Source organism: Borborobacter xinjiangensis, from assembly GCF_047739745.1.
In the GTDB taxonomy this organism is placed as follows: domain Bacteria; phylum Pseudomonadota; class Alphaproteobacteria; order Rhizobiales; family Rhizobiaceae; genus Pseudaminobacter.
This window is the reverse complement of sequence record NZ_JBLLVA010000045.1, coordinates 1-25,470: the sequence shown is the minus strand read 5'-3', so window position 1 is coordinate 25,470 and position 25,470 is coordinate 1. Positions and strand designations below refer to the sequence as shown.

The 25,470-nt window shown below is 63.0% G+C and carries 26 protein-coding genes and 1 pseudogene; 17 read left to right on the top strand and 10 right to left on the bottom strand.

Going from position 1 to position 25,470, the window contains the following annotated elements; all coding sequences use genetic code 11:
- Positions 1-586, bottom strand: a 586-nt coding sequence (locus ACLKMW_RS24910) for a PAS domain-containing protein (protein WP_415727215.1), incomplete at its 3' end; no start/stop codon positions are given.
- A 127-nt stretch (positions 587-713) separates the two neighbouring features.
- On the opposite strand from ACLKMW_RS24910, the gene ACLKMW_RS24905 reads away from it, so the two are divergent.
- Entirely contained in the window at positions 714-2,099 is a 1,386-nt protein-coding gene (locus tag ACLKMW_RS24905; RefSeq protein WP_415727214.1) for an aminotransferase-like domain-containing protein, read from the top strand.
- Between the two features lie 11 nt (positions 2,100-2,110).
- Here the strand turns inward: ACLKMW_RS24905 and ACLKMW_RS24900 are convergent, their stop codons facing one another.
- Genes ACLKMW_RS24900 through ACLKMW_RS24885 form a run of 4 tightly spaced genes read right to left on the bottom strand, consistent with a single transcriptional unit; the run spans position 2,111 to position 5,645 of the window.
- Positions 2,111-3,034 (bottom strand): hypothetical protein, encoded by a 924-nt coding sequence (locus ACLKMW_RS24900; RefSeq protein ID WP_415727213.1) that lies wholly within the window; start codon positions 3,032-3,034, stop codon positions 2,111-2,113.
- A 22-nt stretch (positions 3,035-3,056) separates the two neighbouring features.
- Entirely contained in the window at positions 3,057-3,200 is a 144-nt protein-coding gene (locus tag ACLKMW_RS24895; RefSeq protein ID WP_415727212.1) for a DUF2474 domain-containing protein, read from the bottom strand.
- Positions 3,200-4,207: a cytochrome d ubiquinol oxidase subunit II gene (gene cydB, locus ACLKMW_RS24890; protein ID WP_415727211.1), complete on the bottom strand. Its 1,008-nt coding sequence runs from the start codon at positions 4,205-4,207 to the stop codon at positions 3,200-3,202. Before cydB ends, ACLKMW_RS24895 begins: the two co-directional genes overlap by 1 nt.
- A 4-nt stretch (positions 4,208-4,211) precedes the next feature.
- Positions 4,212-5,645: a cytochrome ubiquinol oxidase subunit I gene (locus ACLKMW_RS24885; RefSeq protein WP_415727210.1), complete on the bottom strand. Its 1,434-nt coding sequence runs from the start codon at positions 5,643-5,645 to the stop codon at positions 4,212-4,214.
- A gap of 440 nt (positions 5,646-6,085) precedes the next feature.
- Here ACLKMW_RS24885 and ACLKMW_RS24880 point away from each other — a divergent pair, with 440 nt between their 5' ends.
- Positions 6,086-6,460, top strand: a complete 375-nt coding sequence (locus ACLKMW_RS24880) for a DUF983 domain-containing protein (protein WP_415727217.1) — start codon at positions 6,086-6,088, stop codon at positions 6,458-6,460.
- Positions 6,461-6,612: 152 nt separating this feature from the next.
- Positions 6,613-7,095, top strand: a complete 483-nt coding sequence (locus ACLKMW_RS24875; RefSeq protein ID WP_415727209.1) for a Ros/MucR family transcriptional regulator — start codon at positions 6,613-6,615, stop codon at positions 7,093-7,095.
- Positions 7,096-7,132: 37 nt separating this feature from the next.
- Here ACLKMW_RS24875 and ACLKMW_RS24870 read toward each other — a convergent pair whose 3' ends face one another.
- Positions 7,133-7,606, bottom strand: coding sequence for a hypothetical protein (locus ACLKMW_RS24870; protein ID WP_415727208.1), 474 nt, complete (start codon positions 7,604-7,606; stop codon positions 7,133-7,135).
- A gap of 204 nt (positions 7,607-7,810) precedes the next feature.
- Here ACLKMW_RS24870 and ada point away from each other — a divergent pair, with 204 nt between their 5' ends.
- Genes ada through ACLKMW_RS24855 form a run of 3 tightly spaced genes read left to right on the top strand, consistent with a single transcriptional unit; the run spans position 7,811 to position 10,156 of the window.
- On the top strand, positions 7,811-8,902 hold the full coding sequence (gene ada, locus ACLKMW_RS24865) for a bifunctional DNA-binding transcriptional regulator/O6-methylguanine-DNA methyltransferase Ada (protein ID WP_415727207.1): 1,092 nt from the start codon (positions 7,811-7,813) through the stop codon (positions 8,900-8,902).
- Positions 8,899-9,636 carry a 2OG-Fe(II) oxygenase gene (locus ACLKMW_RS24860; protein ID WP_415727206.1) on the top strand — a complete coding sequence of 246 codons (738 nt, stop codon included), beginning with the start codon at positions 8,899-8,901 and terminating at the stop codon, positions 9,634-9,636. The genes ada and ACLKMW_RS24860 overlap by 4 nt, the downstream gene beginning before the upstream one ends.
- Before the next feature lie 16 nt (positions 9,637-9,652).
- Complete coding sequence (locus tag ACLKMW_RS24855; RefSeq protein WP_415727205.1) at positions 9,653-10,156, top strand: methylated-DNA--[protein]-cysteine S-methyltransferase; 504 nt, start codon at positions 9,653-9,655, stop codon at positions 10,154-10,156.
- Here the strand turns inward: ACLKMW_RS24855 and ACLKMW_RS24850 are convergent, their stop codons facing one another.
- Complete coding sequence (locus ACLKMW_RS24850) at positions 10,157-10,498, bottom strand: DUF423 domain-containing protein (RefSeq protein WP_415727204.1); 342 nt, start codon at positions 10,496-10,498, stop codon at positions 10,157-10,159.
- A 141-nt stretch (positions 10,499-10,639) separates the two neighbouring features.
- Between ACLKMW_RS24850 and ACLKMW_RS24845 the strand changes: the two genes are divergently transcribed.
- Positions 10,640-12,958 (top strand): Tex family protein, encoded by a 2,319-nt coding sequence (locus ACLKMW_RS24845; protein ID WP_415727203.1) that lies wholly within the window; start codon positions 10,640-10,642, stop codon positions 12,956-12,958.
- Between the two features lie 117 nt (positions 12,959-13,075).
- On the opposite strand, the gene ACLKMW_RS24840 is transcribed toward ACLKMW_RS24845, so the two are convergent.
- Positions 13,076-13,510, bottom strand: a complete 435-nt coding sequence (locus tag ACLKMW_RS24840) for a hypothetical protein (RefSeq protein WP_415727202.1) — start codon at positions 13,508-13,510, stop codon at positions 13,076-13,078.
- 245 nt (positions 13,511-13,755) lie between these two features.
- On the opposite strand from ACLKMW_RS24840, the gene ACLKMW_RS24835 reads away from it, so the two are divergent.
- Positions 13,756-15,621, top strand: a complete 1,866-nt coding sequence (locus ACLKMW_RS24835; RefSeq protein ID WP_415727201.1) for an FUSC family protein — start codon at positions 13,756-13,758, stop codon at positions 15,619-15,621.
- A 29-nt stretch (positions 15,622-15,650) separates the two neighbouring features.
- Here ACLKMW_RS24835 and ACLKMW_RS24830 read toward each other — a convergent pair whose 3' ends face one another.
- Positions 15,651-16,352: a winged helix-turn-helix transcriptional regulator gene (locus ACLKMW_RS24830; RefSeq protein WP_415727200.1), complete on the bottom strand. Its 702-nt coding sequence runs from the start codon at positions 16,350-16,352 to the stop codon at positions 15,651-15,653.
- Positions 16,353-16,412: 60 nt separating this feature from the next.
- Between ACLKMW_RS24830 and ACLKMW_RS24825 the strand changes: the two genes are divergently transcribed.
- From ACLKMW_RS24825 to ACLKMW_RS24785, 9 genes and pseudogenes are all read left to right on the top strand, one after another.
- Entirely contained in the window at positions 16,413-16,844 is a 432-nt protein-coding gene (locus ACLKMW_RS24825) for a VOC family protein (RefSeq protein WP_415727199.1), read from the top strand.
- A gap of 64 nt (positions 16,845-16,908) precedes the next feature.
- Positions 16,909-17,265: a DUF1428 domain-containing protein gene (locus ACLKMW_RS24820; RefSeq protein ID WP_415727198.1), complete on the top strand. Its 357-nt coding sequence runs from the start codon at positions 16,909-16,911 to the stop codon at positions 17,263-17,265.
- A 155-nt stretch (positions 17,266-17,420) separates the two neighbouring features.
- The gene (locus ACLKMW_RS24815) at positions 17,421-18,191 is read left to right on the top strand and encodes a VOC family protein (protein ID WP_415727197.1); all 771 of its coding nucleotides are present in this window, start codon (positions 17,421-17,423) and stop codon (positions 18,189-18,191) included.
- 115 nt (positions 18,192-18,306) lie between these two features.
- Positions 18,307-19,428: a metallophosphoesterase gene (locus ACLKMW_RS24810; RefSeq protein ID WP_415727196.1), complete on the top strand. Its 1,122-nt coding sequence runs from the start codon at positions 18,307-18,309 to the stop codon at positions 19,426-19,428.
- Between the two features lie 222 nt (positions 19,429-19,650).
- A pseudogene (locus ACLKMW_RS24805) lies at positions 19,651-19,932 on the top strand (NAD(P)-binding protein); the annotation flags it as partial.
- Positions 19,905-21,251, top strand: a complete 1,347-nt coding sequence (locus tag ACLKMW_RS24800; RefSeq protein WP_415727216.1) for a flavin monoamine oxidase family protein — start codon at positions 19,905-19,907, stop codon at positions 21,249-21,251. The pseudogene ACLKMW_RS24805 and the gene ACLKMW_RS24800, both read left to right, overlap by 28 nt.
- 50 nt (positions 21,252-21,301) lie before the next feature.
- Positions 21,302-21,715: a c-type cytochrome gene (locus tag ACLKMW_RS24795; RefSeq protein WP_415727195.1), complete on the top strand. Its 414-nt coding sequence runs from the start codon at positions 21,302-21,304 to the stop codon at positions 21,713-21,715.
- A gap of 96 nt (positions 21,716-21,811) precedes the next feature.
- A complete protein-coding gene (locus ACLKMW_RS24790; RefSeq protein ID WP_415727194.1) occupies positions 21,812-22,312 on the top strand; it encodes a RidA family protein in 501 nt (166 codons plus the stop codon).
- A gap of 126 nt (positions 22,313-22,438) precedes the next feature.
- Positions 22,439-23,770, top strand: coding sequence for an NAD(P)/FAD-dependent oxidoreductase (locus ACLKMW_RS24785; protein ID WP_415727193.1), 1,332 nt, complete (start codon positions 22,439-22,441; stop codon positions 23,768-23,770).
- A gap of 58 nt (positions 23,771-23,828) precedes the next feature.
- Here ACLKMW_RS24785 and ACLKMW_RS24780 read toward each other — a convergent pair whose 3' ends face one another.
- A complete protein-coding gene (locus ACLKMW_RS24780; RefSeq protein ID WP_415727192.1) occupies positions 23,829-25,169 on the bottom strand; it encodes a PQQ-dependent sugar dehydrogenase in 1,341 nt (446 codons plus the stop codon).
- Positions 25,170-25,470: the final 301 nt, after the last annotated feature.

The window sequence follows — 25,470 nt, the reverse complement described above, 5'->3', positions numbered from 1 at the left end:
GGTCCGCGGGAATGAGGAAACTGATGTGCTTGCCGATCGCTTCTTCGGCGGAATAGCCGAACAAGCGCTGCGCCCCCAGGTTCCAGCTGGTGACCACGCCGCAAAGTGTCTTGCTGACGATGGCGTCGTCGGACGATTCCACGATCGCAGCCAGGCGATAGGTTGCCTCCTCGGCCTTCCTGTGCTCCGTGATATCAGTCAGGATGTTGATTGCGCCGATCATTACGCCGGAGCGGTCGCGTACGGGCGAAGGGAATGCCAGGAACGGGATGAGCGTACCGTCGGGGCGTTCGGCCATCGCTTCGCCCTGCAGCGCGCGGTTCTCCTTGATTGCGATTGCCATCGGGCATTCGTCATGTGGCATCGGCCGGCCATCAGGGTAGCGCAGCTTCCAGGAGCCGCACCATTCGCTGGTGCCGAGAATGGGGCGGTGGCCCCACAATGCCGCGGCGGCTTCGTTGTAATAGGTGATCCGGCCTCGATCGTCGGTCAAATAAATGGCGGCTGTCGACGCATCCAGCAGATGCGCCGCGCCAACTTGCATGAGCAGACCGAGAACATCGTCGGATTTATTTTGATCGAGCATCGCCGAAACTAACGCAGAACCGTCAAGTTCGGCAACGACAATAAAGATTGTATGGTGTGGAGCCGGCTTGCAATAAGGAGCATACATTGTACATATATATGGGTTTTTTAGACGCGAAAATGGCAAAATGACTGCAACGATTTGGTCACCTTCGATTTCAAGGACGGCGGGGCCGCTCTACCTGGCGATCGCCGACGCGCTCACGACCGATATCACATCGGGCAAGCTGCCCGCCGGATCCCGCCTGCCCCCGCAGCGGGCGCTTGCCGATCACCTCGGCATAGACTTCACCACCGTCAGCCGTGCCTACGCCGAAGCGCGCAGGCGCGGGCTGGTCGAAGGTCGCGTCGGGCAGGGCACCTATGTTCGTGCACGGCGTCCTGCGAACACGCCGACAGCCACCGGGCTCGTCGACATGAGCATGAACCTGCCGCCGCGTTTCGATGATCCGGAACTGGCCGCGCGGATGTGGGACGGCATCGCCGACCTTCAGGCCGGCGAGGGGCTTGATCTGCTGATGCGCTACCAGGAAGCCGGGGGCGCTGCGCGGGACAGGGCTGCCGGTGCGGTGTGGCTGGCGCCGCGTCTCGGCGAGATCAGCCCTAGCCAACTGCTTGTCTGCCCCGGCGCACAAGGGGCGCTGCTTGCCCTTCTCGGTTCGTTGGCCGGCCCGGGCGAAACGGTTTGCGCCGAGGCGCTCGCCTATCCGGGTTTCCTCGCCGTGGCCGAGCATCTGCGCATTCGCGTCGCAGGCATCGAAATGGATGCGGAGGGTCTCATTCCCGAAGCGTTCGAAGCGGCTTGCCGCGAACATGCGCCGAAGGCGCTCTACTGCAATCCCACGCTGAACAATCCGACCACCGCCACGCTCTCTCATGACAGGCGTCAGCGCATCGTCTCGGTCGCTCGCCAATATGACGTTACGATCATTGAAGACGATGCCTATGGCGCCTTGCCGGCCGATCCGGTGCCGCCGTTGGCGGCATTAGGCCCCGATATCGTCTACCACGTCGCCGGTCTGGCGAAGTGCGTCGCGCCCGCCCTGCGTGTTGCCTATGTCGTTGTTCCGCAGGGGCGTGCCGTCGCGCATCTGGCAGGCGCGGTCCGCGCGACTGCCGGCATGGCTTCCCCGCTTGCCACGGCGGTCGCAACCAAGTGGATCGAAGACGGCGTCGCCCAATCCGTGCTTGCCGCAATCCGCGCTGAGGCCAGGCAGCGGCAGAGGATCGTCGCGAAGATCCTGCCGGCAGATCTCGTGCAGTCCGACGCGGAAGGCTTCCATGCATGGCTGAAACTTCCGAAGCACTGGAATCGCAACGACTTTTCGGCGCGCTTGCGCTCGGTCGGGATAGGCGTCGTCACCAGCGATGCCTTCTCTGTTTTCGGGCCGGCGCCGGAGGCGGTTCGGCTCGGGCTCGGTGCGACGCCGGACCAGGCGTCGCTCGCCGCCAGCCTGCGGACAGTCGCCGACTTGCTTGCGCAGCAGCCCACCATGTCTTCGATGGTGGTGTAGTGTGTCCAGCCTCAACTGACTGAGGCGCGGCCGGCAGGCCATGGTCCATTGAAGTGCTCGACGCGGCTCATGCCGAGGAGTTCGTTCAAGGGGGTTTCGTCGCTTACCCTGCGAAACATTCCAGGCGACATCCACGGCGCGTAGCCGTCGAGGTTGGGGGCGCCGCGTCCGGTCCGCACGTCATCGATCCACAGCGTGCGCGTTTCGAGCGAAATGCGGGTCAGTCCGGTCGAGTTCGGCACGCCGGCATGTGCATGAGCGCTGGAAAAGGCGATGATTTCGCCGGGCGCGATCACCACGGGGGTTGCGTCGAAGACCTCCAGCCTTTCGGTCAGATGCGGTATCGCCGCGTCGGCGTCGACCGCATTGCGACCTCCGGCCTTCGACCGCTCCAGAATGACGGCCAGATCGAAATCGGCGCTGGTATTGGCCACCGGACGATCCCACAGCGACGGATAGATCGCAAAAGTGCGTCCCTCGGTGATGTCATAGATCGGCGCCCACCAATTGGTCTGGGCATAGAGATTGGAGCCCCAGGTGTCGCGGTGGAAGGCGATGGTAGCGGTGGTGCGGGCGCGTGGCACCGCGGCTCCGGCGGGCTGGTGCGGTTGGAAACGCAGGTAAAGACTGTCGCGCGCCAGCCCCTCGGCGGCGAGGCCGGCATGCTCGAAGACGGCCCGCCACAGGTGCCTCACCTCGGGTGATCGCGCGAAATCGCGCTGCCGCTCGGCAAAGCTCACCGTCTGTTGCTCGTGAGACAGGTGCTTGTGGATCTCGACCGGCGCGAAAGGCGCGAAGGCGTCTTCCAGGAATGCGCGGGTGAAGTCGACAAGTTCGCGCATCGGCTCGAGCCCGAGCAGGCGCAGGACATCGCCCTTGTAGATGCGGTCGTGAAAGTCGCGCGGCTCGAGCGCCTGGCGGAGGGCGGTGTACATAGGTCGATCCGTTTGTGGAAAGTCAGGCCGTCAGCCCGACCATATTCATGAGGATGCGGAAGAGCAGCGCGACTGCGCCCAGTGCGACCACGCTGACGGTCCAGATCAGCACGAGCCAGCCGATCCGGCGCGGCCAGCTCGGAGTTTCGCGTGGGGCGGCCGCCATCAGTGATAGCCCTCGCCAGCCTTCACCTTGCCGCGGAACACGTAATAAGACCATGCCGTATAAGCGAGGATGACCGGGATGATGAACAGCGCGCCGACCAGCGTGAATCCCATGCTTTGCGGCGGCGCGGCGGCTTCCCGAATGGAAATGTCGGGCGGGATGATATTCGGCCACAGGCTGATGCCAAGCCCGCTATAGCCGAGAAACAGCAGGAACAGGGCGAGCAGGAAGGGTGCGGACTGCGCCTCCTGCTTGAGCGTCGTCAGAATTCCCCAGGTGGTGACCAGAACGAGGATCGGCACGGGCGCAAAGAAGAGAATGTTGGGCAAGGTAAACCAGCGTTCGGCGATTGCAGGATGCTCAAGCGGTGTCCACAGGCTGACGATGCCGATCACCACGAGCAACGTGATCGTCGCAGGCCGCGCCAGCGCCACCATCCGGCGTTGCAACGCGCCTTCCGTCTTGATGATCAGCCAGGTGCTGCCGAGCAGCGCATAAGAGACCAAGAGGCCAAGCCCGGTGAACAGGCTGAATGGCGTAATCCAGTCTAGGGCGCCACCGGCATAGGCGCCGTTCTCGATTGCAAATCCGTTCAGGAAGGCACCGAGCGACACGCCCTGGAAGAAGGTTGCGACATAGGAGCCGCCGGTGAAGGCCATGTCCCAGAACGGCTTGTGGTGCTCGTCGGCCTTGAACCGGAACTCAAATGCCACCCCGCGCCAGATCAGCCCCAAAAGCATCAATGCAAGGGGCAGGTAGAGAGCGGTGAGTATGACCGAGTAGGCGAGCGGAAAAGCCGCCAGCAGCGCCGCTCCGCCAAGCACCAGCCAGGTCTCGTTTCCGTCCCAGACCGGGGCCACGGTATTGACCATGACGTCGCGATCGGAGCGGTCGCGCACGAAGGGAAACAGGATGCCGATGCCGAGATCGAACCCGTCCATGATGACATACATCATCAGGCCGAAGGCAATGATGACGGCCCAGACGACCGGAAGATCGATGCCCATTGCCTCAGCCTCCCTTGCGGCCATTGATTTGCGAGTTCGTGCCGACAAGGTCGGGCGCGGCCGAAAGGGGACGCGCGGGCCTGCGGGACTGCCTGTCGTCCTTTTCGGCAAGCTCATCGGCCTCTTCAGGTCCTTTGCCGACCAGCTTCAGCATATAGCCGGTGCCGACGCCGAACACGCTGAAATAGACGATCACGAAAAGCAGCAGCGTGACGCCCATAGTCAGTGCCGAATGGTTGGAAACGGCATCCTCGGTGCGCATGACGCCATAGACGATCCAGGGCTGGCGTCCGATTTCGGTGGTGAACCAGCCGGCGAGAAGCGCGATCAGCCCGGACGGCCCCATCCACGTGGCGAAGCGCAGAAAAGCCGTCGATTGGTAGAGGGTGCCGCGCCAGCGCAGCCATGCGCTCCAGACGCCGAGCAGAAGCATCAGCAGGCCGAGCCCGACCATGATGCGGAAGCTCCAGAACACCACCGTGGAGTTCGGCCTGTCTTCGGGCGCAAACTCTTTCAGACCTGGAAACTGGCCGTTCCAGTCATGGGTCAGGATCAGGCTGCCGAGATGGGGAACCTTCAGTGCGTAATGTGTCGTCTCGGCCTGCATGTCGGGCCAGCCGAACAGGGTGAGCGGAACGGCTTCCCCCGGCTTGTTTTCCCAATGGCCCTCAAGGGCCGCGATCTTTGCCGGCTGATGCTTCAGCGTGTTGAGGCCGTGCAGGTCGCCGATGAGAATTTGCAGCGGTGCGACGGCCAGCAGCATCCACATCGCCATCGAAAGCATGGTGCGCACGCGCTTTGTGTCGTTGCCGCGCAGAAGATGCCATGCCCCCGATGCGCCCACGAAGAGCGCGGTGGCGAGGAATGCGGCGACAGTCATATGCGCCAGGCGGTAGGGAAACGAAGGATTGAAGATGACTTCGAACCAGTTCACCGGCACCACGATGCCGTTGATGATCTCAAAGCCTTGTGGCGTCTGCATCCAGCTGTTCGACGCGAGAATCCAGGTTGCGGATATCAATGTGCCGAGCGCCACCATGATGGTGGAAAAGAAATGCAGCCCCGGCCCGACCTTGTTCCAGCCGAAGAGCATGACCCCGAGAAAACCGGCCTCCAGGAAGAAGGCGGTGAGCACTTCATAGGCAAGCAGCGGGCCGGTGATGCTGCCGGCGAAGGCCGAGAAGTAACTCCAGTTGGTGCCGAACTGGTAAGCCATGACTAGTCCGGAAACCACGCCCATGGCGAAGTTGACCGCGAAGATTTTCGACCAGAAATGATAGAGGTCGCGGTAGACCCCGTCGCGCTTCCACAGCCAAAGCCCTTCCAGCACCGCGAGATAGCTTGCAAGTCCGATGGTGATGGCGGGAAAGACGATGTGGAAGGAAATAGTGAAACCGAACTGAATGCGGGCCAGTTCAAGCGCGGTCAGGCCGAACATAAATGGACCTCTCCTGCATGCACAATCGCTGTCGCCACGATTGCTGGTTGTGCCGTCCATCCGGGGCGTTCATGACGTTGCATGGTGCCGCCCTTTCCCTCGGGCTGTCCAGACCGTAATCCTATCGCCGGGTTCTCCGGAAGTCTTACCGGCGCGTCAGGAAGCCGCAAGGCGTTCTCACTCCACTTGAGGTGAGGTCGGGCGACCCTAATTCTCCGATAAGATCGTTCCGGATGCGCGCGTGCATACAATCCATCTCTTTCCAGATATTGACTGGAGTGTATGCGAATTATATGCCGGCAACCTATTGAACTCAAGTGGCCGTTTGCATATGTATGGAGCATGATTGGAATGTCGGCGGCCGATCGGGCCGAAAAGAGGAGGCGATTTTGCCAGAGATCCAATATTCATCGGAAGGCTACACCCCCACCAGCGACCCGATGATGACCGGCATCAAGGGGCGCTGCCCGCGCTGCCAGACAGGGCATCTGTTTTCTGGCTATCTGAAGCTTGCCCCGCGTTGCGAAATCTGCGGCCTGGACTATTCCTTCGCCGATCCGGCCGATGGCCCGGCGTTTTTCGCCATGACGATCGCGGCGGTTCCGGCGCTGGCCTTCGGCGGGTGGCTGCAGGTGACATTCGATCCGCCGCTTTGGGCTCATCTGCTCACCACCTTGCCGCTTACGGTGCTGAGTTGCGTGGCGCTGCTTCGCCCGCTCAAAGGCTGGCTGGTCTGCTCGCAGTTCTTCCACAAGGCCGAGGAAGGCTCGATCGATTTTGATTGGCACTCCAGGCGCAAACGCCCCGAAGCGTGAGTCCGCTGCCGACGGACGTCGCCCTGCGTTACCGGATATCGATATTTTCGCTTTAAATCGCAACTTTCCAAAGACTGATGGAGGTCTTATATTGCTTCGACGATGAATCTCCCATAGGTCACGCTCGGCGGACCAATATTACGGAGAGAGAAATGCCTGACGCTGCAAGCACCCCCAAAGTTTTGGATGTCGACACCCATATCGAGCTGACCGCCGATATTGTTTCGGCCTATGTCTCGAAAAACCCGGTTCCCGCTGCCGATCTTGCAGCATTGATAAGCCAGGTTCACGTGGCGCTTGCCAACATTTCAGGCGACCACAAGCAGCAGGACGCCGAGCCCCTCAAACCTGCCGTTCCGGTCAAGAAATCCGTTTCGGAAAACTACATCGTCTGCCTTGAAGACGGAAAGAAATTCAAATCACTGAAACGGCACCTGGCAACACACCACAATCTTACGCCCGAGGAGTATCGCGCCAAGTGGGGACTTCCGGCTGACTATCCGATGGTGGCGCCAGCCTATGCCGCCAGCAGATCGGTGCTAGCCAAGCAGATGGGCCTCGGCCGCAAGCCGCGTGCCGAACCGGAACAGGCGAAGGCGCCTGCCAAGCGGGGTCGCAAGCCGAAGGCCGCCTGAGCCGGCACGACGCCGCGGCCGCTGGCGGGTGCCGGTCCTATTTCTCCGGCATCTGCGGCGGTACGAAAACGATGTAAGGCGATTTTGGCGCGTCGCCGGGTTTCACATAGTCCGGCGCCGGTTCCCCAGGTTCTCCCAGCGACTTCACATATCGGAAAAAGGACCGCAGCTCATTGTCGGTCAATGCGCGCACGCCGAACCACGGCATAGGCGGTCTTGTCTTGAGTTCGCGGCTGTAGGAAACGAACTCGTCTTCGTCCATTTTCGACAGCGTGATGCGAAGATTGGGCGGGTAGGTGGTGCCCCACGGTCCCTGGAAGCCGACAGGATTGCCTCTGAGCGCCTTTTCAGGGTCGATCTTTCCCTCGCTAGCCGCAAAGCCGTCAGTGTGGCAGTCATGGCAACCGCCGATAATGGCGATGCGCAGCCCCTCTTCGACCGACACTTCGTCTGCGGCGAAGGCGGTGCTGGCAGCGACCGCCAGTCCAATCAGAATTGCCGAACGCAGCATTCGAACCTCCTGCTACAGCAGCTTGAGCAGCGAGCTTAGCAAGCCGGCCATACCGCTTCAGCGCGGCAATTCTGATGAATGGCAGTGACAATCCGGCTTAGCCTATCGCAAACGCCTCCTGGAATTTGAAAGCAAGGAGCGGAGTGTCTGGCACTGGCCGGGCCGCTATGTAACGTGACAAGATCAATCCGAAGGACAGGAAAAATGAACCTTGTCATGGAAAAGCAGCCGACCGCCAAGCCGCTGACGCGGACCGAGCAGGACCCGCGCTGGCAGGCCGTCATCGATCGCGATCCGGCCTTCGACGGCCGATTTGTCTACGCCGTGAGGACGACCGGCGTCTATTGTCGTCCCTCCTGCCCGTCGCGTCGGGCCAAGCCCCAGAACGTCGTCTTTCACGAGAGCTGCGCGGCTGCGGAAGCTGCCGGCTTCAGGCCCTGCCAGCGATGCCGGCCGAACGATGCGCGGTTGAGCGATGAGCACGCCCGCGTGATCGCTGCGGCCTGTCGCAGGATCGAAGAGGCCGAGGAACTGCCGACGCTTGAGGCGCTGGCCGCCGCAGTCGGCATGAGCCCATCCTATTTCCACCGTCTGTTCAAGGCGCTGACGGGACTGACGCCGAAGGCTTACGGGCTGGCGCATCGGACCAAGCGCGTGCGCAAGGAACTTGCCGAGGGAAAAGGCAGCGTGACCGAGGCGATCTACGATGCCGGGTTCAGCTCCGGCAGCCGATTTTACGCAACCTCCAACGAGGTGTTGGGCATGACCCCGACCGCGTTCCGCGATGGCGGTACGGAAGCCGAAATCAGGTTCGCCGTCGGCGAATGTTCTCTGGGCTCCATTCTCGTGGCCAGGAGCGACAAGGGCGTTTGCGCCATTCAACTCGGTGATGACCCGGACAAGCTCGTCCGCGATTTCCAGGACCGGTTCCCGAAAGCCGATCTGATCGGCGGCGATGCCGACTTCGAAGCGCTGGTTGCCAAAGTGGTCGGTTTCGTCGAGGCACCGGCAATCGGCTTCGACCTGCCGCTCGACGTGCGTGGAACGGCCTTCCAGCAGCGCGTCTGGCAAGCTCTGCGCGACATACCTGCCGGCGAGACGGCAAGCTATGCCGATGTTGCTCGACGCATCGGCGCGCCCAAAGCGGTGCGGGCGGTGGCCCAGGCCTGCGCGGCCAACAGCATCGCGGTCGCCATTCCATGCCACCGTGTGGTGCGCAATGACGGCGCGCTATCCGGTTATCGCTGGGGCGTTGAGCGCAAGCGCGCCTTGCTGGAGAAGGAGGCGAAGGCATGAATGCGCGGGCAAAAATCGTGCCGGCAGCCGCAGCCGGGCAGCGCGTCGACGGCTATGACTGGCCGGCGCTTGCGGGCGAGCTGGACTCCTACGGCTGCGCCGTCATCGAAAAACTGCTGACACCACAAGAGTGCGGGGAGATCGCTGCGCTCTATGCGGATGAGCAGCATTTTCGCAGCCATATCCACATGGCACGCCACGGCTTCGGCAAGGGCGAGTATCGCTATTTCAGATATCCGCTTCCCGATCTGATTGCCGGGTTGCGCACGGCGCTCTATGCGCGCCTTGCGCCGATAGCCAATCAGTGGAACGAGAGGATGGGCATCGATGGGCGCTACCCGCATAATCATGCCGACTTCCTGAAGCTCTGCCATGATGCGGGGCAGCTCCGCCCGACGCCGCTTCTGCTGCAATACGTGCCGGGCGATTTCAACTGCCTGCACCAGGACCTTTATGGCGAGCTGGCGTTTCCGTTGCAGGTCGCAATCCTGCTGTCAAAGCCGGGCGAGGATTTCACCGGCGGCGAGTTCGTGCTTACCGAGCAGCGCCCGCGCATGCAGAGCCGCGCCGAGGTGGTGCCGCTTGGGCAGGGCGACGCGGTGGCCTTCGCCGTCCACAACCGGCCGGTACAGGGCGCGCGGGGAAGCTACCGCGTCAATCTGCGCCATGGGGTCAGCCGCGTCCGTTCCGGGCAGCGCCATACGCTCGGCATCATTTTCCACGATGCGAAGTAGCGGCCAGGCGATTTCCTTGCGGATAGGCCGGGTAACGACCCCGCTCGGCGACATGCTGCTGGCGATCGATGGTGATGGTATTCTGCGCGCGGCGGATTTCGCCGATTGCGAGGTGCGTCTTCGGCGCCTGCTCGACCGTAGGCTTGGGTTCAACCGTAACTTCGCCGCGGGTGAGGCGCCTGAATCCGTCAAGGCGAGCTTCGAAGCCTATTTCGAAGGCGACCTCGGCGCGCTCCTCGATATTCCTCTGAGGTCGAATGGTACGGCGTTTCAGGAAACCGTGTGGAATGCCCTGCGGGCGATAGATCCGGGCCGCCCCGTCACCTACGCTCAGCTTGCAGGGAGGCTCCACAGGCCTCGATCGGCGCGAGCCGTCGGCCATGCGAATGGGGCAAATCCGTTCTGCATCGTCATTCCCTGCCATAGATTGATCGGCGCGGATGGCAATCTTACCGGCTACAGTGGCGGCGTTGCGCGCAAACGCTGGTTGCTGGATCACGAAGCCCGTTACGCCGGCTAATCATCGTCGCCGAAAGGCCGAAGCTGCGACGATCAGCCAGCCGACAATCATCAGCGTTCCGCCCGAAGGCGCTGCCATCGGGAACAGCCTTGTGCCGAGGAACTCGCGGAACAGGAGATCGCCGGCAAAAAGTACAAGGCCGATGAGGAGGGCGAAGGCGCCGATCCTGACGAGCCGTCCGGCTTCAAGCTGCGCGAGCGCCAGAAAGGCCGGTGCATGAACGAGCAGGAAGGACGCAGCGGTCGCGAGATTGCCGCCGCCGCGATGCGCGGCAGCCGCCGAAAGCGCAACACCGGCTGCTCCGCAAAGTCCGCCAGCCAGGACAAGATAACGATCACCCACCAAATCGTGCTCCTAACTCGTTATGACGACTAGAGATGCCGGGTTTCCTGTGGACCTGAATTGCGCTATCCGCAAGCCGCATTGGCGTCGCGGCTGCGAGCGACTATGGTCCGACGCCCGTTCAACAGCTCACGGATTGCCATGGCCGCCGACAACAAACGCATCGCATCGCTCATCGCCGCCGAGATCAATGCAAGGCTTGAGCAGGTCGGCGCCGCGATTTCCCTGCTCGACGAAGGCGCAAGCGTGCCCTTTGTGGCGCGCTACCGCAAGGAGGTCACCGGCGGGCTCGACGACACGCAATTGCGAACCCTGTCAGAACGCTTGGTCTATCTGCGCGAGCTCGACGCGCGCCGTGACACGATCCTGGAATCGATCCGCAGCCAGGGCAAGCTGACGGACGATCTGGAGGCGAAGATCGCCGCTGCCGTCACCAAGGCCGATCTCGAAGACATCTATCTGCCCTATAAGCCGAAGCGTCGCACCCGCGCCGAGATCGCTCGCGAGCGCGGGCTGGGCCCGCTCGCCGAAGCGATACTCGCGGACCGGACGCAGGTACCGGCCGAACTGGCGGCAGGCTTCGTGACGGAGGAAGTGCCCGACGTGAAGGCGGCGCTCGAGGGCGCGCGGGACATTATCGCCGAGGGCATCGCCGAGAATGCCGATCTGCTCGGCCGCCTGCGTTCCTATCTGAAGGAGAACGCATTCCTGCGCGCCCGCGTCATCGACGGCAAGCAGGAGGCGGGCGCGAAGTTTTCCGACTATTTCGACCATTTCGAGCGCTGGTCGGGCGTTCCGAGCCATAGGGCGCTGGCAATGCTGCGCGGCCGCAATGAGGACGTGCTGTCGCTCGAAATCGAGATCGATGCGGACGACACGAGCCCGGTCAAGCCGGTGGAGCGCATGGTTGCCGCTTCGATCGACATTGCAAGCAAGGCGCCCGGCGATCTGTGGCTGATGGAGGTTGCCGGCTGGACCTGGCGCGTCAAGCTCAAGCTGTCGCTGTCGCTCGACCTGATGGGCGAGTTGCGCGAGCGTGCCGAGGAGGAGGCGATCCGTGTCTTTGCCCGTAACCTCAAGGACCTTCTGCTTGCCGCGCCGGCTGGCTCGCGGCCGACGATGGGGCTTGATCCTGGCATCCGCACAGGGGTCAAGGTCGCAGTGGTGGACGGCACCGGCAAGCTTCTTGATACGACGACCGTCTATCCCTTTCCGCCGCGCAACGATGTTCGCGGCACGCAGGCCGAGCTTGCAGCGCTCATCCGCAAGCACGGCATCGATCTGATCGCCATCGGCAACGGTACAGGCAGCCGCGAAACCGAAAAGCTGGTGGCCGACATGCTTGGCGACTTGCCGACGCCCAAGCCGACCAAGGTCATCGTTTCGGAGGCCGGTGCTTCGATCTATTCCGCGTCGGCCACGGGTGCCGCCGAGTTTCCCGACCTAGACGTGTCGTTGCGCGGAGCGGTTTCCATCGCGCGCCGGCTGCAGGACCCGTTGGCCGAACTGGTCAAGATCGAGCCGAAGTCGATCGGCGTCGGTCAATATCAGCACGATGTGGATCAATACCGGCTCGGCCGCTCGCTGGAGGCGGTGGTCGAGGATGCGGTGAACGCGGTCGGCGTCGATCTCAACACGGCGTCCGCCCCGCTGTTGTCGCGCGTGTCCGGTCTCGGCGCGTCGCTGGCCGAGGCGATCGTCACACACCGAAACGTCAATGGCCCCTTCGCCAGCCGCCGCGACCTGATGACAGTGCCCCGTCTGGGACAGCGTACTTTCGAGCAATGCGCCGGCTTTCTGCGCATCCGCGACGGTGGCGAGCCGCTCGACGCCTCGGCGGTCCACCCGGAGGCTTATGGCGTGGCCAAGAAGATCGTGGCCGCTTGCGGGCGCGACGTGCGAAGCCTGATGGGTGACAGCGCGGCGCTGAAGGCACTCGACCCCCGCGCCTTTGTCGACAAGCGGTTCGGCCTGCCGACGGTGCGCGACATCATCGCCGAACTGGAAAAGCCGGGACGCGACCCCCGGCCGAGCTTCAAGACCGCCTCTTTTGCCGAGGGTGTCGACGATATCAAGGACCTGAAGCCGGGCATGATGCTGGAAGGCACGGTGACCAATGTCGCCGCCTTCGGCGCTTTCGTCGATATCGGCGTCCATCAGGACGGGCTGGTCCACGTCTCGCAGCTTGCCGACCGCTTCGTGAAGGACCCGCATGAGGTGGTGAAGGCCGGCGACGTGGTGAAGGTGCGCGTGGTCGAGGTCGATGTCGGCCGAAAGCGCATCGGTCTCACCATGCGCAAGCAAGCCGATGACGGCGCACGGAGCGGAGCCCCGAATGCGCGCGAAGCCAGCCACGGCAAGGGCTCGCGGTCGCCATCGCCAAGGCAGCGGCGCGATGCGCCTTCCGCTCAGACCGGCTCCTTTGGAGCAGTATTGGCAGATGCGTTGAAACGAAAATAGCCGCGCGGGCAGGCCAGAATACAATGCCGCCTGGCCGTCCCTGGCCAGGCAGTTCAAAAATGCCGGCGGCGTTGGGCGAGACCTCTCGCGCGACGCCGGCCGATATATTTCGCGCTGCTACAGGAAAAACGCTTCCCGCAGTCGCGCAAGGATGTTGAACCTTCCGCCGATTGCCGCGCGCACGCGCCGCGCCGCCCTGGAGGCCGGCATGGTCGCGCCGACATGGCAGTGGCACACGATATCGTGAAGCTGCCAATCGGTGATTTCGAAGAAGCGCTTGGCGTCGCCATAGGTGTCGCCTTCGAGCCCTTCGGCGCGCAGAAGCGGATCCTCGAACGCAACCGTGATCGGCGAACCAGCGCTACGCATCGTCTGGCGTATCGTGGAGGGCTGATGCTCGGTGCCGGGGAGAGCGCCCAAGCAACGTTCGGGGTTCATCTCAAGGAGTTCCGCCCAGCGTTCAAGCCGCTGGCTCCTTGTCATTGGCGCGCGCGTCGGCTCGCTGTGAACCTCTGCGACGGCCTGGAGTTCGTCGTAGGTTTGGTGCTTCATGGTCGCCTCCTAATCGGCAGGTGGTTCACCCAAGCCCCAACTCGAAATTTATCGCACCCCGAAACGCTGACAAGAGCGCTCCCGGCATGCTGCTAAAAAAGTGAAGCAACATTTCAGGTTGTGCTCGATCGTCGAACTTCAGTCCGCCATGTGGAGCGTGCATCGGCAACGCCTATGACTTGCCACGCATCATGCAATGATGACGGTGGATAGCGTTGCATTCACCGTCGTGGGAAGATGCGGACATGAATCGGCCGCCCGTTCTATCACCGACCCCGCTCCCGCCCGCGCCGCCGCGAGCCGCCTTCGCCATAAGCGCCATGTTCAAGCTGCGCGATGCCAAACGGCGCTGGCCGCACGCAGCACGGGCGGCGGTCTGCATGGGCGTTCCGGTGCTGATCGGATGGGCAGCGGGAGACATTCCTGCCGGGCTGATGTCGACTATCGGCGCCTTCACGGCGCTTTATGGCGGCGATCGGCCCTACCTCAACCGCGCCATCCATCTGGCGGTCGTTGCCGTTTCCTTCGCGGTCTCGGTCGGTCTTGGCGTTTGGGCGGCGTCGGATCCTTGGCTGGTCGTTTCCACTGTGGCGCTGATCGCCGTAGTGGCCACGTTCCTGTGCAGCGCGCTGCGAGTTCCACCACCCGGCGCCTATATGTTCGCGCTCGCCTGCGCGGTCGGCACCGGTTTGCCGGCCGCGCATCTCAGCCCGATTCATGCCGGTCTGCTGGTGCTGGCCGGTGGCGCCTTTGCATGGGTGATGCATATGGCCGGCGCCCTGTTCTGGCCGCGCGGGCCCGAAAAGGCGGCGGTCGCGGCTGCGGGGCAGGCGGTGGCACGCTTCATCGAAGCGGTCGGCAAGCCGCAGCAGGATGCGGCGCGGCACTCGGCCGCCATGGCGATGTACGAGGCATGGACGACGCTGATCAGCCATCAGCCGGCGCGGCCCCGGCCAAACGGCGCATTGAGCCGGCTGCGCGCACTGAGCCGCGAGTTGAACGTGCTCTTCGCGGACGCGGTGAACGCCGTGGTTCAGGGGCGAATGATGCCGGCGTCCGCCGCCGCGATTGCGCGCCGGCTTGCCGATCAGGCGAACAATCCTCCTGGCGGCAGGGAGCACACCGATCCCGGCCACATCCCGCTCGGGCATCCGGGCGCGGCGCGATCGCTGCGGCAGGCTCTTCGGCCTTGGTCGCCTGCGATGCTGACCGCGGCGCGGGTGGGCATTGCGGCGCTCCTGGCCGGCATGATCGGCGTGGCCCTCGGCTTCGAGCGCGCATACTGGACCATCGCCACCGCCGTTCTGGTGCTCTACCAGGGGCTGAGCTGGGCGCATACGCTCCAGCGAGGCGTCGAACGAATGAGCGGCACCTGGGTCGGCCTTATTCTGGCCGGGGCGGTTCTTGCGGCGCATCCGCAGGGCCTTTGGCTGGTGGCGACGCTGATGGCGCTGCAGTTCGTCATCGAGATGACCGTCATGCGCAACTATGCCTTGGCGGTCGTGTTCATAACGGCGGCGGCGCTGACCATCGCCGCCGGCGGCCATGCGGTGGCCGATATCGGCCATCTGCTTTGGGTGCGCGGCGTCGACACCACGATCGGCTGCGTTGTCGGCTTGGCGGTCTTCCTGCTGACGACGCCGCAGGCGGCGGCGGTCCGCATTCCCCAGGAGATCGCGGCGACGCTCGACGCCACCGCGGCGATGGTCGGACATCTGGCACAAGGCACGAGTGCGACGCCTTCAGCGCAGCGGGCGCACCGCGACCTGCAACAACGCACCATCGCGCTGCTGCAGGCCTATGACGCGAGCGTCGGCGCGGCCTCGAGGCACCGCGTGAGCGCCGAGCGGATGTGGCCTGCCGTCGTCGCTACCGAGAGGCTGGCCTACCGGGTGCTGTCGGTCCATTGGACGCTCGAGAAAGCGGGCAAGGAGGCCGCGTCCGAGCTCTTTGGAGCGACCGGCGAGGATCGTATCAGGCGCGCGTTGGCGGAATTGGCTGCCGCCGTTCGGGCCGGGTGCAAGCCTGCGCCGATCTCCGAACTGCCGTCCATTATCGGCGCTGAGGTGAAGATGCTCGGCAACTGCCTCGTCTACGAGACATCGCCGTAGATCGAGGCAACAGTTGGCGCGATCAGGCGTCACTCCGCCAGTTCGACCTTTGCTGGCAGCGGAAACAGCGTCACGAACCGCTCGGCCACCGACCGCTCGCCCGCGATGGACAGCATGCCCTGGGTTTCCAGCGCATCGAGGGGTTGACCGCCGTAAACCGCGGCGGCAATCGCCGGCGCCGTTCCGGTGAAGACAACATCCGCGCCCTCGATGGCGTCGCGACTGGCCTCGATGCGCCCTTCGCCAATCGTGATCTGGAAGGTTTCCTCGCCAAGACGCAGGCCAATTCGCGCGGCAAAGCCTGCGGCGCGGCTTGGGTCGAACATCGTGCGAAACGACAATATCAGCGAGACCGAACTCAGCGGCAGGCGCGGATCATGCGCTGGCGACCGGGCCGCCCACCGTCCCAGCGCCTGGAAGATCGGTTCGCTCTCATAGCCCCAAGGGGTGAGTTCATAGACCTGTATGGAGGCAGGCGGTGGCAGTTTCCTGCGGGTCAGCAGGCCCGCCGCCTCTAGCCCCTCCAGCCGCTGGGTCAGCACATTGGCGCTGATGCCGGGAAGGTCGGCGCGAAGATCGCCGAACCGCTTGGGGCCGAGCATCAGCTCCCGCATCACCAGCATTGCCCAGCGCTCGCCGATCAGATCGAGCGCATGAGCCATGCCGCATGCGTCATTATAGCTGCGGCGAGGCGGGGGGTTTGACGGTTGAGTTATTTTTTCTAACTTCATGGTTGCCTTTTCTAACATAGGCGTATATCAAGGTCAAATCTCATTGTAAGGGAGAGCCTGATGTCCAAGCTGATCTTCGTGAATCTACCCGTCGCCGATCTGGCCCGCGCCACCGCTTTCTATGAGAGCGTCGGCGGAGTGAAGAACGAACAGTTCTGCGACGATACCGCATCTTGCATCGTCCTTTCTGAAACCATCCATGCGATGCTGCTGACGCACGACAAGTTCCGCCAGTTCACGCCCAAGCAGATCGCCGACGCCCGCACCACGAGCGAGGTATTGATCTGCATTTCCGCCGACAGCCGGCAGGAAGTCGACGATGTGGTGGAGAAGGCTGGCGCTGCCGGCGGCCGGGCCGATCCGAGCGCCAAGCAGGACTCCGGCTTCATGTATGGCCGCAGCTTCGAGGACCCGGACGGCCATATCTGGGAGGTGATGTGGATGGACGCCGAAGCGGCGGCCGGCACCGGGAGCGAAACCGCGGCTGCCTGAGTTTGTCAGCATGGAGCGCTTTCCCTCCGCTTGGGACTCGCTCCGCAATCAAGGGAGGTCTATCATGAGCTACGTAGATGGGTTTGTCATTCCCGTACCCGCTGGAAAGAAGGAGGCCTATCGGAAGATTGCCGCCAAGGCGGCGCCGATCTTCAAGGAATACGGCGCCGAGCGCATCGTTGAATGCTGGGGCGACGATCTGCCCGACGGCAAGGTCACTGATTTCAAGGGGGCCGTCAAAGCTGAAGCCACGGAAAACGTCGTCTTCTCCTGGATCGTGTGGCCGTCGAAATCAGTGCGCGACGAAGGCAACAAGAAGCTGATGCAGGACAAGAGGATGCAAATGGAGGACGACATGCCCTTCGACGGCAAGCGCCTCATCTATGGCGGCTTCGAAGTTCTGCTGGATAGCGGGGAGTAATGCCGCATGTCCAAGATCAGGGCGCGTCATGCAGGCGATCTAACGATGGTCACGATCGTCATTGAGGAGCCTCGCAACGCCCATCAGGGCTCCAAGCCGGCCTGAACGCGTCGGGCGGGGGCGTCAGACATCAACCTGCTGCAAGGAGCATGAGAATGCCTAGCTCACCAAAAGCCTTCGTCTGGTATGAATTGATGACCACCGATGTCGATGCGGCAGAGGACTTTTATGGCACTGTCGTCGGCTGGCGCGGGCAGGCTATGGACCAGGCCGAAATGCGCTATACCGTCATGAGCGCCGGCGAAAAAATGGTCGTCGGACTGATGCCGGTCCCCGAGGAGGCGCTCAACATGGGTGCCGGTCCCGCCTGGGTCGGATATATTCAAGCCGACGATATCCAGGCCGCAACGGATGGGGTGAGGCAAGCCGGTGGCGCGGTCCATCGCGAGCCCGCCGACATACCGAATATCGGCAGCTTTTCGGTGGTAGCCGATCCGCAAGGTGCGGTGTTCATGCTTTTCCAGCCATCCGGCGGCGACGATACGCCGGTGCCGCCAATGACGCTCGGCCATGTCGGCTGGCATGAACTTTATGCATCGGACTGGAAGAATGCCTTCGAATTCTATTCCGGACAGTTCGGCTGGACCAAGGGCGACGCGCTCGATATGGGGCCGATGGGCACCTATCAACTGTTTGCAGCCGGCGGCGATCCGATCGGCGGCATGATGGACAAGCCCGTGGAACTGCCTTCGCCTGGCTGGCTGTTCTATTTCAACGTCGAGGCGATTGACGCGGCGGTCCAGCGGGTCACCGACAAGGGCGGCCAGATCCTGCTTGGTCCGATGGAGGTGCCGGGCGGCGCCTGGATCGTGCAAGGCAAGGACCCGCAATGCGCGACATTCGCGCTGGTAGCGCCCCGTCGATGACAGCGATCCCTGGCGGCGAGCGATCGCCGCGCTGAACGGGCTGGGCGGGACCGATCGTGTCTCGCCTCTTCCGCGCACTGGATTCCCCCATCGGCTAGGCTAAGATCAGCTCGCGATGAGCAATGAACGCTTCCCGCGGCCTGTCTCACGGCGCTGTGTACTGGCAGGGCTGCTCGGCCTTGGTACGGTGCCAGCTTTCCCGCGTTTGAGCTTCGCCCAGTCTCGAACAGCCTCGATCGACGCGACGTTCCTGTTCATCAGCGACGTCCATGCCTGCCGGATGGCCGAAGGCTTGAGCCCGAACTGCGCGCAGGAGGGCAAGACGGACGCTAATCTTCTACGCCATATCGCGGCCATCAACGACATTTCCAACCATCGCTGGCCGGCCAAAATCGGCAATGCGGCGACCGGCCTGGCCAGCGCCGGTGACCGCATCGCCGAACCGCGCGGCGTTATCATTGGCGGCGACATGACCGACGATGGCGGCGGTCAGGTGGCGAAGCCCGGAGAGGGAGCGCAATTGCGCCAGTTCAGCCAACGCTATCAGCAGGGCGTCGGTCCGGACCGGGTGCATTTCCCCGTCTATACCGGACTCGGCAACCATGACCTCGATCAGGACGGGTTGCCGCCGCATGTCGACTGGTATCGGCGCGAACTGCGCGACTATGTGGAACTCAATCATCGCCAATCGGCGTTTTTCAAGGCGCCGGTGCCAGCCACGAACTATGATGTGGCGTCCGACGCCTATTCCTGGGATTGGGGCGGGCTGCACCTCGTCCAGGCGCATCGCTTTGCCGGCGACACCACCAAAGGAGCCAGTGACAGCCTGCCCTGGCTCAAGGACGATTTGAAGACCTATGCCGCCGACGGCCGGCCCGTCATCCTGTTCCAGCACTATGGCTGGGACCCGTTCTCGACCGAAAGCTGGGACCCGGAAAAACACAGTTTCGACGATGAAGGCACAGGCTCGGTACACTGGTGGAGCGATGCCGAGCGCGCCGCGCTGCTTGCAGCCCTCAAAGGCTACAATGTGATCGGCATTTTCCACGGCCACCAGCACGAGACACCGATGATCTATCGGCGGGAAGGTCTGGACATGTTCAAGCCCAAGGCTGCCTACATGGGCGGTCTTGCCGTCGTTCGTGTCACCGGCGCGCGCATGGATGTCATGCTGGGCGAGGCGGGCGACAAAGGCGGGGTGACATTCACCGATGCCTTCAGCAAGGCAATCGAATAGGGCCTCACGGCTCGGCGCAGCTATCCAACATGGAACGATTGCGGCGGCTCAAGGGTTCAAGCAACCGAGGAAAGCGAGACCAGCCCTGAACCACCGATCGGCTCACAATGTCACCAGGATGTGACAGACAACGCGCATAGTTCGATCCGGGGTTCCGGGGCATGCCGAAGCTTTCCTTTGCTGTGGCCTGGCGGCTTCGGACCGCTGTCGGAGGGATGAAAGATGGAACAATTCAACAGATTGACCGGCATCAGCAGGCGCAACCTGCTCTCACTGATCGGCCTCACTGCCGGCAGTTCGATGATGTACCAGGCCATGACCAGCCTCGGGCTGGCGGAGGAGTCCGGCTATAAGGGTCCGGTCAAGCTCGAAGGCGACCCGAAGGGCGCCTCGGTACTGATCCTTGGCGCTGGGCTCGCCGGCATGACGGCAGCACTCGAACTGCGCCAGGCCGGCTACAAGGTGCAGATTCTGGAATACAACAACCGGGCCGGCGGCGTAACTGGACGCTGCGCGGCGGCGATACCTATACCGAACTGGGTGGCGCCACCCAGAAATGCGAGTTCGACGAAGGCCTCTATATCAATCCCGGCCCCTGGCGCATTCCTTACCACCACAACGGCCTGCTGGCCTATTGCAAGCGCCTTGGCGTCAGGCTGGAGCCCTTCCAGCAGATCAACCACAACGCCTTGCTTCATTCGACCAATGCCTTCGGTGGCAAGCCGCAGCGTGTCCGTCACATCAAGACCGACTTCCAGGGCCATGTCTCGGAACTGCTGGCCAAGGTGACTCAGAAGGGCAAGCTCGAGGACGCGGTCACCAGGGAGGATCAGGAAATCCTGCTTGAGGCGCTCAAATCCTGGGGGTCGCTCGACAAGGATTATGCCTATGTGAAGGGAATGACTTCCGCCGAGTTCCGGGGCTTCGAGAAGGATCCGGGCGGCGGCCTTGGCGCGGCCCCGGTGCCGGGCGATCCGATCGGATTGTCGGACATACTGAAATCGCAGCTCTGGGGCGATATGGCGAACTACGCGCTCTATGAGTTTCAGACGACCATGTTCGAGCCGGTCGGCGGCATCGATATGATCGGCAAGGCCTTCGCCAAAGAGGTCGGCGACCTCATCACCTACAATGCCAAGGTCACCAAGATCGAACAGGACGACAAGGGCGTGACCGCCTTCTACGAGGACACGCAGAAGCCCGGCACCATGCAGCAGGCGAGTGCCGACTGGTGTGTCTGCACCATTCCGCTGACCATCCTCAGTCAGATCGAGATCAATGTCGGCGGCCCGATGCAGGCGGCGATCGAGGCCGTGCCCTACGCTTCGTCGGTCAAAGTCGGGCTCCAGTTCAAGCGCCGTTTCTGGGAAGAGGACGATTTGATCTTCGGCGGCGTCAGCTACACCAACCTGCCGATCACGCAGATCTCCTATCCGAGCACCGATTTCAACACCACCGGCAAGGGCGTGCTGCTTGGTTGCTACACCTGGAACGGGCCGAATTCCTACGAATTCACGTCGTTGGCGCCGGAAGACCGCGTCAAGCGCGCCGTCGAATATGGCTCGCAAATCCATCCGCAATACAAGGACGAGTTCGAAAACGGCGTAGCGGTAGCTTGGCACCGCTCGCCCTTCACACTTGGCTGTGCCGGCGACTGGACGGAAGAGAAACGCAAGGAACACTACGACAATCTCTGCCAGATCGACGGGCGCATCGTGCTGGCCGGCGAGCACGCGTCATACATTCCGGCCTGGATGGAAGGGGCGATCCTGTCGTCCCTGGATGCGATCACCCGGCTGCACCAGCGCGTTCTTGCCGGGTGACGGCCATGACGTCAAATCCTTGTTCCACTCACTTCGGAAGGCATCCCATCATGACCTCACGATCATTCAATCCGCTCACCCTTTGTGCCGCCACGATGCTTTTCGCCGGGTTCGCCGCACCCGGGGCGCTTGCCGACTCGGCCGGCGTCACGTTCAGCCAATCGGATATGTTCTCCGAAGAGACCGGCGAAGCGCTCTATGCCAATGTCTGCCAGGCATGCCACATGGATCAGGGCCAGGGCGCGGTCGGTGCCGGCAAATATCCGCCGCTGGCCAAGAACACCAATCTGGAATCCGGCGATTACCCGGTCTACGTGGTCTTGCACGGTCTCAAGAGCATGCCGGCGGTCGGCCAGATGATGAGCGACGAACAGGTCGCGGCCGTGGTCAATTATGTGCGGACCCATTTCGGCAACGACTATAAGGACGCCGTGTCGGCCGAGGACGTGGCCGGCGCCCGCTAGCGCATAGGCTCAAGAGTGGAGTTTGGTGTGGCCGCGATCCGAGCGCATGTGCCACGCTGCGGCGTTCACACGTATTACCAAAGAAGGAGAAGACAAATGAACGGATTGCGGATCGGGGCCGCCATGCTGGCCATGGGATTCTTGTGGGCAGGCGGTGCGGCAGCGCAGGAGATCGTGCGCCACAAAATTCCGGATTCGGATTTCCCGATCGCCCAAGCCGTAGAGGTCCCGGCCGGCAAGACCACCGTCTATGTCAGTGGCGCGGTTCCCTCGGTCGTTGACGAGAACGCCGAAAAGAACTCGTTGGCTGCCTATGGCGACACCAAGACCCAGACCGAATCGGTGTTCAAGTCCATCGAAAAGACCCTGGACGGACTCGGTCTCAAGATGGGCGACGTGATCAAGATGCAGGTCTTCCTGGTCGGCGATCCGGCCAAGGCCGGCGAGATGGACTTCGCCGGCTTCATGGAAGGCTATACGCAGTTCTTCGGCACGCAGGCGCAGCCCAATCTGCCGTCCCGCTCCGTCGTGCAGGTCGCCGGACTTGCCAGTCCGGGCTTCCTCGTCGAGATCGAGGTCACGGCCGTCAGGCCCTGAGTCATTTCCAGGGAAGGGCGGGCTGGTCCCGAGGAGCCGGCTCGTCGCTGGAACGTGTCGGCTCTTCCCAATAGGGCAAGCGTCGGGTTATTCACGCTGGCTTTGCCAGTTTGAGGTTTCCCGCCGATGCCCGGTCCCCGCGTCGTTCCCGTCCACGGTGATGAAGCCTTGCCCGACAAGGTCGATGTCGTTGTCATCGGCGGCGGAATAATCGGGGCTTCGACGGCCCTGGAACTCGCCGAGCGCGGCCAGAAGGTGGCGCTTTGTGAAAAGGGCGGCATCGGGCAGGAGCAGTCGAGCCGCAACTGGGGATGGGTGCGCATCTCCCGGCGCGATCCGCGCGAGGTGCCGCTGATGGTGGAAGCTCTGCGGATATGGGCTGGGCTCGACGAACGGCTTGGCCGCGACACCGGCTATAATCGCGCCGGCATATTGTTCACCTGTGCCGACGACAAATCATACGAACAGCACGAAAGATGGGGCCGAAATCTGGAAGGCTACCAGATCGAGGCGAACATGGTCAGCGGCTCGGCGCTGGACGCCTTGCTGCCGGGTGGCCGGATGAAGCTGAAGGGTGCTCTCCACACCCCTACAGATGGTCGGGCCGAGCCGCAAAAGGCGGCGCCCGCTATTGCCGAAGGCGCGCGCGACCGGGGCGCTGCCGTTTTGACCGAATGTGCCGTGCGTGGCCTCGACATAGAAGCGGGCAGGGTTTGCGGCGTCGTTACCGAGCGGGGCCGCATCGGTTGCCAGGCGGCGGTACTGGCCGGCGGAGCGTGGTCCAGCCTGCTCAGCGGGCGCCATGAAATCCGGCTGCCGCAATTGAAGGTCAAGAACACGGTGCTGCGCACAGCCCCGCTGGAGGGCGGGCCGGAATCGGCTGTCTGGGCGCAGGACTTTGCCATCCGCAAACGGCAGGACGGCGGTTATACGGTGGCTTCCGGACATGAAAACATCGTCGATATCGTGCCGAGTTCCTTCCGCTTCGCACTGGACTTCCTGCCGGCGCTGCGGAAGGAATGGCGCTCCCTGTCGTTGCGGATAGGCGGCCGGTTTCTCGATGAGGCCAGAATGGCCAGGCACTGGAAGATGGACGAGGCGAGCCCCTTCGAATTTTGCCGAGTGCTCGATCCGAAGCCGGCTCTCGACATGTCCGACCGGGCATTCGCCGGCTTGAAGGCGGCGTTCCCGGTGTTCGAAAAGGCCGAAATCGCCCAACGCTGGGCCGGCTATATCGACGTGACCCCAGACGCGGTTCCGGTCATCTCGGCTGTCGACGCAATCCCGGGTTTTTACATCGCCACCGGCTTTTCCGGCCACGGTTTCGGCATTGGTCCGGCGGCTGGCCGGCTGATGGCCGACATCGTCACCGGCAGGCCGCCGGCGGTCGACCCAAAGGATTTTCGTTTCGGTCGCTTCTCCGACGGATCGAAGATCGAGCTGATCAGCGGCTTCTGACGGCAGGCCGCTACAGGCGCTTCCATGAAGGTTTCGCCTCAGCGATTCTCAGCGTCGGTCAATTGGCCTTCGCTGGTGCAACGCGCCACACCTTGTTGCCGACATCATCGGCGACAAGGAGTGCGCCGGAGCGGTCGATCGCCACGCCGACCGGTCGCCCGAGCGCCTTGTCGTCGGAACTGAGAAAACCGGTCAGGATGTCCTGCGGCGGACCTGAGGGCTTTCCCTTGCTGAAAGGCACGAAGATCACCTTGTAGCCGCTGCGCGGCATGCGGTTCCACGACCCGTGCTGCCCGATAAAGGCACCATTCCTGTAGGCCGGCCCGAACAGGTCCGCCTCGTTGAAGGTCAAGCCCAGCGAGGCCGTATGCGGCCCGAGTGCATAGTCGGGCACAATCGCCTTGGCGACCAGATCGGGCCTCGGCGGCTTGATGCGCTCGTCGACATGCTGGCCGAAGTAACTGTACGGCCATCCATAGAAGCCACCATCCTTTACTGAAGTCATGTAGTCGGGCACCAGATCGCTGCCGATTTCGTCGCGCTCGTTGACGGCAACCCAGAGCTCGCCGGTTTCGGGGTTCCAAGAAAGTCCGTTGGGGTTTCGCAAGCCGGAGGCAAAGAGGCGTGTCCGGCGGCTTTGCAAGTCAATCTCCAGCACTGCCGCGCGGTTCTCTTCGTTCTCCATGCCATTCTCGCCGACATTGCTGTTCGAGCCGACGGTGGCATAGAGCTTGGTTCCGTACTTGGATGCGATGACGTCCTTGGTCCAGTGATGGTTGATCGGACCGGCAGGCAGATCGACGATTTTCTCGGCCGGCGCGGTGATCTGCGTCGAGCCTTCCTGGTAGGGAAATGCCACGATCGCATCGGTGTTGGCGACGTAGAGCTTGCCGTCGAGCAGGGTCATCCCGAAGGGAGAGTTGAGATCCTGCAGGAATGCCGAGCGGACTTCCGCGATCCCGTCGCCATCCTTGTCGCGCAGCAGCGTGATACGGTTGGCGCTGGGCACTTCGGCCCCGGCCTGCTTCTGGATGAGCCCCATGACCCAGCCGCGCAGGCTGAAGCCACTGTCGGGTTTGGGCGGTTTGTTGCTCTCGGCCACCAGCACGTCGCCGTTGGGCAGCACATGCAGCCAGCGCGGATGGAAAAGCCCGCCGGCGAATTCGTTGACCTGCAACCCTTTGGCCGCGACGGGTTTGGTGCCCTCGGGCCATGGGTTCGCCTCCGCGATGTTGACGGTGGGCAGCCAGGTTGGGTTTGGCGGCGGCAATTTTGGATTGGGACCGTAGCCTTCCTCGATCGGGACTGTCGCCTCTTCCTGCGAGCGCAGAAGCGCCGCGCAGCCCGCGACCAGCAAAAGGGCGATGGCCACGGCCAGCATGCCAAAAAGGGTTTTCATGAGCACCACCAAGGAGAAAGCTGAGGAAGGCACAACGCGGCGGTGGCAATCTGGGTTCCTCCCCACCTTGTTCAGCCGTAGGTGCGTGCCATGCCGCTCTCGCGGGTTAGGCCGTTGCCCCCCGATGAGATTCACGTGCTAGGTCGCCAACGACCACGCCTGCGCCAGCGACGTCGGCCGGGCCGTGCATCAGTACGCTGCGCAGCCTGTCAAGCGAATCCAGGAACTGACCCCTTTCTCGAATTGAAGAACTAACCCCCTTTCATTGGTTCGTGGTTTCGTTGGTCTCTGGCGCCGATCC